Here is a 5,844-nt window from a genome sequence, read left to right on the forward strand (position 1 = left end):
GGGCATATTGAGCGATCGAAAGGTCGACGGCGCCGAGATCGCGGCCGGTGATTTCAATCGCGCCATATTCGATCGGCAACGCCGCCATCATGGCCTGCTGCGGATTGGTGGTGAACAGACCGCGCGAGACATTCTCGAGCGACATCTTTGCATTCACCGCGAACAGCTTGCCGATCTCGAAGGTGCCGGGCGTCAGCACCAGCTTCTTTTCGTTTTCATTCCACGCCAGGCCGATATCCATATCGGCGGTCGCTTCGTTGATGCCGACGTCGCGCAGCAGCGTGAAGGGCTCGCCGTCTTTCTCCTCCAGCGGTCCGGTCATCTTGAGCTTGAGATTGATCTTGCTCGGGATCGAGCCGACGAACTGCCCCCAGCTCAGACTCGCATTGTGTATCGTAATGAGCTTGCCGCTGTCCTTGTGGGGCGCGATCATGTCGTTCAGTTCGATGCTCTCCAGTGCCTTCAGCATGCCGACAACAGCATCGGTGGAAGGCGTTGTGCCGCGCACCGTCATTTGCGATGTCTGCCGCATCAGGCCGGAGAAATCGAAGCCTTTGAGCGCGAAGCGGCCGATTTTGATCGGGCCATTCGTCGATTGGCCATCCAGTCCTTCGATGGCGAATTCGCCGACCTTGCCGCGATCGAGATTGAAGCGCATGGCCGCAAGCTTGACCGGACCTTCCGGTGTCTGAACAGACAGGCCGCGCATTTCAGCAGCGTCGATCTGGATGCCTTCATAGGTGGAAGCGACGGTCTCGATCATGGCGCGCGTTTTGGCGAGATCGACAGGTGCGCCAGCTGCGGGCAATGCCGCGAGCAGCTCCTGCACCTTGAATTTGGACGGCTGGATTTTCATGTCGCCCATGCGGATGCCGTCGATGCGGAACGAGGGGCCGTTGTCCGATGTCAGCGTGTAGGCGCCGGTGCTGACCTGTCCCTGAATGCGATAGAACTTGTCATCGCTTGCATGGGCCGGATCGAGCACCGTGGCAGATGCCGTCGCGTCGAAATCCCGTGCGGTGATGTCGACGATATCGCCGGTCATCCGCACCTGCTTGCCGGGTTGTGCAACCGTCATTGCGATATTGACGCGGCCCACATGCGCGGTGGTGATCTTGCCGTCCTTGATGTCGCGGATCGTCAGATCCGAATACACATAGTCGGCGCCGCCCGGCAGCGCCGTGCCCTTCGCGTTCACCGTGACGCTCGGAGCGGTCATCGAGCGCGCCGAAATGGCGGCGAATTGCATGAGGCCGGCGCGGTACATGTCGAGCGGCGAGGCCAGCTTGGCCTGTGCCGGCATCTGCGTCGGGCCGGAATAGTCGGCAATCTCGAAACGGGGCGCCTTGACCATGACGTCGAGAGCCCCCGATGGCGCAACCGCGCCGCTGGCATCGATATCGGTGAGGACGATGTTGCTGGACTTGAAGGTCGACGCGCTTCCGAGGCCGATGTCCGAGGCCGTGAAACGGCCGACCTTGATACTGGCTTGTTGCGGCGCAATGAACGAGACGGCGATATCGGAAATGGTGACGTCGCGTGTCCACAGGCTGAAAGCGAGGTCACCATGCTTGGCCTGTCCGCCGCCGGCACGGATTTGCGCGAAATTTGTTTCGATTTCGTTGGCAATGCGGTTCTTGATATAGGCTTCGGTGCCGAAATAGCCGCCGACAGCAGCAATGGCGGCCGCGCCGAGGCCGATCGCAATCTTGGACATTGGGGAAAACTCCGTTAGCTGGCCGCGCGGCGAGCAGATGCCTGATGTCGAAATGCCTGACTTCGCCACTGATCGAATTGCAACGCGGGAGCACCGTCGGACACATTTGCGTGTTGTGGCATCAAGGTACCCGTTTTCGCTGCGGGGCGGCAAGGCAGTCTTTCCTAAGACGCTTCATCCTGCGGTCGGGTTCGAGGTGCAAAGTGTCAAATTTCAACGGGTGAGGGACACTTGAGACGCATAGGGAAGCGGTTGCGCCAATGCCGTCCGGCGGGATAGACATCGCGCTGAATCCGCCGAACAACCCATCATTCCGTTTCCTGCAGTCCGTACTGTCTGGCCCCGACCGGAGCGCTTATGTCCTCTCCTTCCTCCGAAGAATTGTCGCGCGCGGCGCTCGCTTATCATCGCCTGCCCAAGCCGGGTAAGCTCGAGATCCAGGCCACCAAGCCGCTCGCCAACCAGCGCGATCTCGCGCTCGCTTACTCGCCCGGCGTCGCCGCGCCGTGCCTCGCCATCGCTGCCGATCCCAATGAAGCCGCCGCGCTGACCTCGCGCGCCAATCTCGTGGCGGTCGTCTCGAATGGCACCGCGGTTCTTGGTCTCGGCAATATCGGCCCGCTCGCCTCCAAGCCCGTGATGGAAGGCAAGGCCGTCCTGTTCAAGAAATTCGCCGGCATCGATGTGTTCGACATCGAGATCGCTGCCGACACCATCGAGCGCGTGGTCGAGACGGTCTCCGCGCTGGAGCCGACCTTTGGCGGCATCAATCTCGAGGACATCAAGGGACCGGAGTGTTTCGAGATCGAGGCGCAGCTCAAGGAGCGCATGAAGATCCCGGTCTTCCATGACGACCAGCATGGCACCGCCATCATCGTCGGCGCCGCGATCAAGAATGCGCTGTTGCTGAACGGCAAGAAGCTGCCAGACGTGAAGATCGTTTGCTCGGGCGCAGGTGCCGCGGCAATCGCCTGTCTGAACCTGCTCGTCTCGATGGGCGCCAAGCGCGAAAACATCTGGGTCTGCGACATCGACGGCGTCGTGCATGAGGGCCGTAACACGCTGATGGATCGCTGGAAGGCGGTCTATGCGCAGAAGACCGACGCGCGCACCCTCGGCGATGTCATCGCCAATGCCGATATTTTCCTGGGCGTGTCGGCACCGAACGTGCTGAAGCCGGAAATGGTCAAGCAGATGGCCGACAAGCCGCTGGTGCTGGCGCTTGCCAATCCGGTGCCGGAAATCATGCCGGACGAAGCGCGCAAGGCGCGCCCGGATGCGATGATCTGCACCGGCCGTTCGGACTTCCCGAACCAGGTCAACAACGTCCTCTGCTTCCCCTTCATCTTCCGCGGTGCGCTGGATTGCGGCGCCACGGCCATCAACGAAGCGATGAAGCATGCGGCCGTGGATGCCATCGCCCAGCTCGCGCAGGATCCGCCGTCGGATGCTGTCACTGCCGGTTTCGAGACCGAGACGCAGGGCTTCGGTCCGGGTTCGCTGATCCCGTCGCCCTTCGATCCGCGTCTGATCCTGCGTATCGCGCCGGCCGTCGCCAAGGCGGCCATGGACTCGGGCGTTGCCTCGCGCCCGATCGCCAATTTCGACGAATACACCGCCGGCCTCGAACGCTTTGCGTTCCGCTCGGGCCTGGTGATGAAGCCGGTTTTCGCCAAGGCGAAGACGCAGCCTGTCCGCGTGATCTATGCGGAAGGCGAGGACGAGCGCGTGCTGCGCGCCGTGCAGGTCGTGCTGGAAGAGAAGCTGGCGCGTCCGATCCTCGTTGGCCGTCCGTCGGTGGTCGATGCGCGCATCAAGCGCTTTGGCCTGTCGATCAAGGCCGGGCAGGATTTCGACCTCATCAATCCCGAGGACGATCCGCGCTATCGCTCTTACGTGCAGTCCTATATCGACGTCGCCGGCCGTCGCGGCGTGACGCCTGACGTGGCGCGCACGGTCGTTCGTACCAATGCGACGGTCATTGCCGCGCTTGCCGTCATCCGCGGTGAAGCCGATGCGATGATCTGCGGTATCGAAGGCCGTTTCATGAGCCATCTGCGCCATGTCCGCGAAATCATCGGCTTCCTGCCGGGTGTCAGCGATTTCGCAGCGCTGTCGCTCATGATTACCAGCAAGGGCGCGCATTTCATCGCCGACACGCAGGTGCGTCCGAATCCGAGCGCGCACGAGCTCGCCGAAATCGCGGCGCTCGCCTCGAACCATGTGCAGCGCTTCGCCATGAAGCCGAAGATCGCGTTCGTCTCGCATTCGGATTTCGGCAGCTACGATACCGACTCCTCGCGCAAGATGCGCCACGCGGCGGCTCTGTTGCGTGAAAAACATCCGGAGATCGAGTCGGACGGTGAAATGCAGGGCGACACCGCGCTGTCGGAAGCGGCCCGCAAGATGGTGCTGCCGCATTCGAAGCTCGAAGGTGCCGCGAATGTCCTGATCATGCCGACGCTCGACGCCGCCAATGTCGCCTATCAGATGATCAAGACGCTCGCTGACGCGCTTCCGGTCGGCCCGATCCTGATTGGTCCCGCGCGTCCGGCGCATATCCTGACGCAGGGCGTGACCGCGCGTGGCATCCTCAACATGACCGCTGTTGCCGCGGTCGAAGCGCAGGAACGGGCAGGGCGCTCGCAGGCCAACCTGTTCGGCTGAGCCACCGAACCATCACCGCTGGACTGACGACAAATGGATGACTTCCAGCGAAGTCATCCATTTGCGTTTGAATTTGCGACAAGATTGATCATACTTGTCGCGTTTCGGTGCGCAGTCATTGCAGTTCGTGGGGCTTTCACATGCCGGCGTTTATTACTTTCGGTCGTATCCTGTTCGCCGTCATTTTCATTGCGTCAGGCGCCATGAAGTTCCTCGATCTCGGAACCGCGGCGGACACGATCGCGAACAAGGTGATCCCGACACTGCCTGCTGACATTCTGCCCTACACGCAGCAGCTCGAAGAGCTGGTGAAGATGGAGCTGAAGCAGATCCTCGCAATCGCCGCTGCAGCGCTGGAACTGATCGGCGGCATCATGATCGCGCTGAATTTCGGCGCACGATTCTTCGCCCTGGTGCTGGTGTTGTTCGTGATGGCGGCGACGTTCTACTTCCACGATTTCTGGAATCTCACTGGCGCAGATGCGAAGGGCCAGATGATCCATGCGCTGAAGAACCTGTCGCTGATCGGCGGATTGTTCATGATCGCAGGGATCGGCAAGGGGCCGCGCATGGATGTCTATAGCGAGGCATAGTCGCCCGTGGAGCGGATTACGCTTCGCTCATCCGTCCTGCGGCAGGGCGCTGCCAAGCCGTGACAGTGACGTCATTCGCTGCATCCAGCACGCGCGTTTCGCTCGCCTTCAGCCCGTGGCTCGTCAGCACCTCGCGTGCCGACTGCGCGGGAACGCCGGGAAAGCAGCCCTGGCCATCCGGCAGATGAACGCGCGCCGCTTCTGACAGCCAGAACGTGTCGAACCGATCCATGAACATGCCGAACACGATCGGGCCGCCGATGATGGCGATCTTGCCTGACGTGACGCCTGCATGCGCGACGGCCTGCTCGAATGTCGCGCCGAGCGGATTCCAGAGCGTTGCCCTGGAATTCTCTGGATCGATCGCGATGCCGTCGACCTGCCGGGTCAGCACGATGCGCTTACGCTTCGGCGAGTTCGGCTGATCCTCGAAGGAATTGCGGCCATGAACGATGAGATCGACCTCATCGAGCGCAGCGTTGAAGAAATGCTGGTCGCCGGGGAATTTCAGACTGTCAGGCATGATGCCCGCGGCGTCGGCGAGCATGCCTTCGCGGGACACGATCACATAGCCAAGAATAGTCAGGTCAGACATCGCGTGCGCAACGATCCCTTTATTCCGAGACCGTGGTGACGACGCTGTTCACGGGACGTGAGCTTACCGTCGGCAGCTTGGCATCCTTGGTGATCGCTTCGTCATAGGACGCGATGGTCTGCACCGGCGCTTTCGCGCGCATATGGACGACCTTGTAGCCGCCGGCCTTGAGCTTCTGCAGCAGCGTCGGCAGCGCTTCTGCGGTGTGCTTCTGGAAGTCGTGCATCAGGATGATGCCCTTGCCGAGCTTGTCGAGTTTGGTCATCACATTG

General features: G+C 61.6%; 4 protein-coding genes and 1 pseudogene. 2 read left to right on the plus strand and 3 right to left on the minus strand.

Translation table 11 applies throughout. The features are described 5' to 3' along the window. Positions 1 to 1,717: hypothetical protein (locus tag ACIQ17_RS29980; protein WP_398473102.1), on the minus strand; the 1,717-nt coding region annotated here is incomplete at its 3' end. Between the two features lie 357 nt (positions 1,718 to 2,074). Here ACIQ17_RS29980 and ACIQ17_RS29985 point away from each other — a divergent pair. After that, entirely contained in the window at positions 2,075 to 4,384 is a 2,310-nt protein-coding gene (locus tag ACIQ17_RS29985) for an NADP-dependent malic enzyme (protein WP_398473104.1), read from the plus strand. A 140-nt stretch (positions 4,385 to 4,524) separates the two neighbouring features. Further along, entirely contained in the window at positions 4,525 to 4,977 is a 453-nt protein-coding gene (locus tag ACIQ17_RS29990) for a DoxX family protein (RefSeq protein ID WP_398473105.1), read from the plus strand. 16 nt (positions 4,978 to 4,993) lie between these two features. On the opposite strand, the gene ACIQ17_RS29995 is transcribed toward ACIQ17_RS29990, so the two are convergent. Further along, a complete protein-coding gene (locus tag ACIQ17_RS29995; protein WP_398473106.1) occupies positions 4,994 to 5,572 on the minus strand; it encodes a dihydrofolate reductase in 579 nt (192 codons plus the stop codon). 19 nt (positions 5,573 to 5,591) lie between these two features. Beyond that, positions 5,592 to 5,844, minus strand: a pseudogene (locus ACIQ17_RS30000) (polysaccharide deacetylase family protein); the annotation flags it as partial.

This window comes from Tardiphaga sp. (genome assembly GCF_044340795.1).
In the GTDB taxonomy this organism is placed as follows: domain Bacteria; phylum Pseudomonadota; class Alphaproteobacteria; order Rhizobiales; family Xanthobacteraceae; genus Tardiphaga.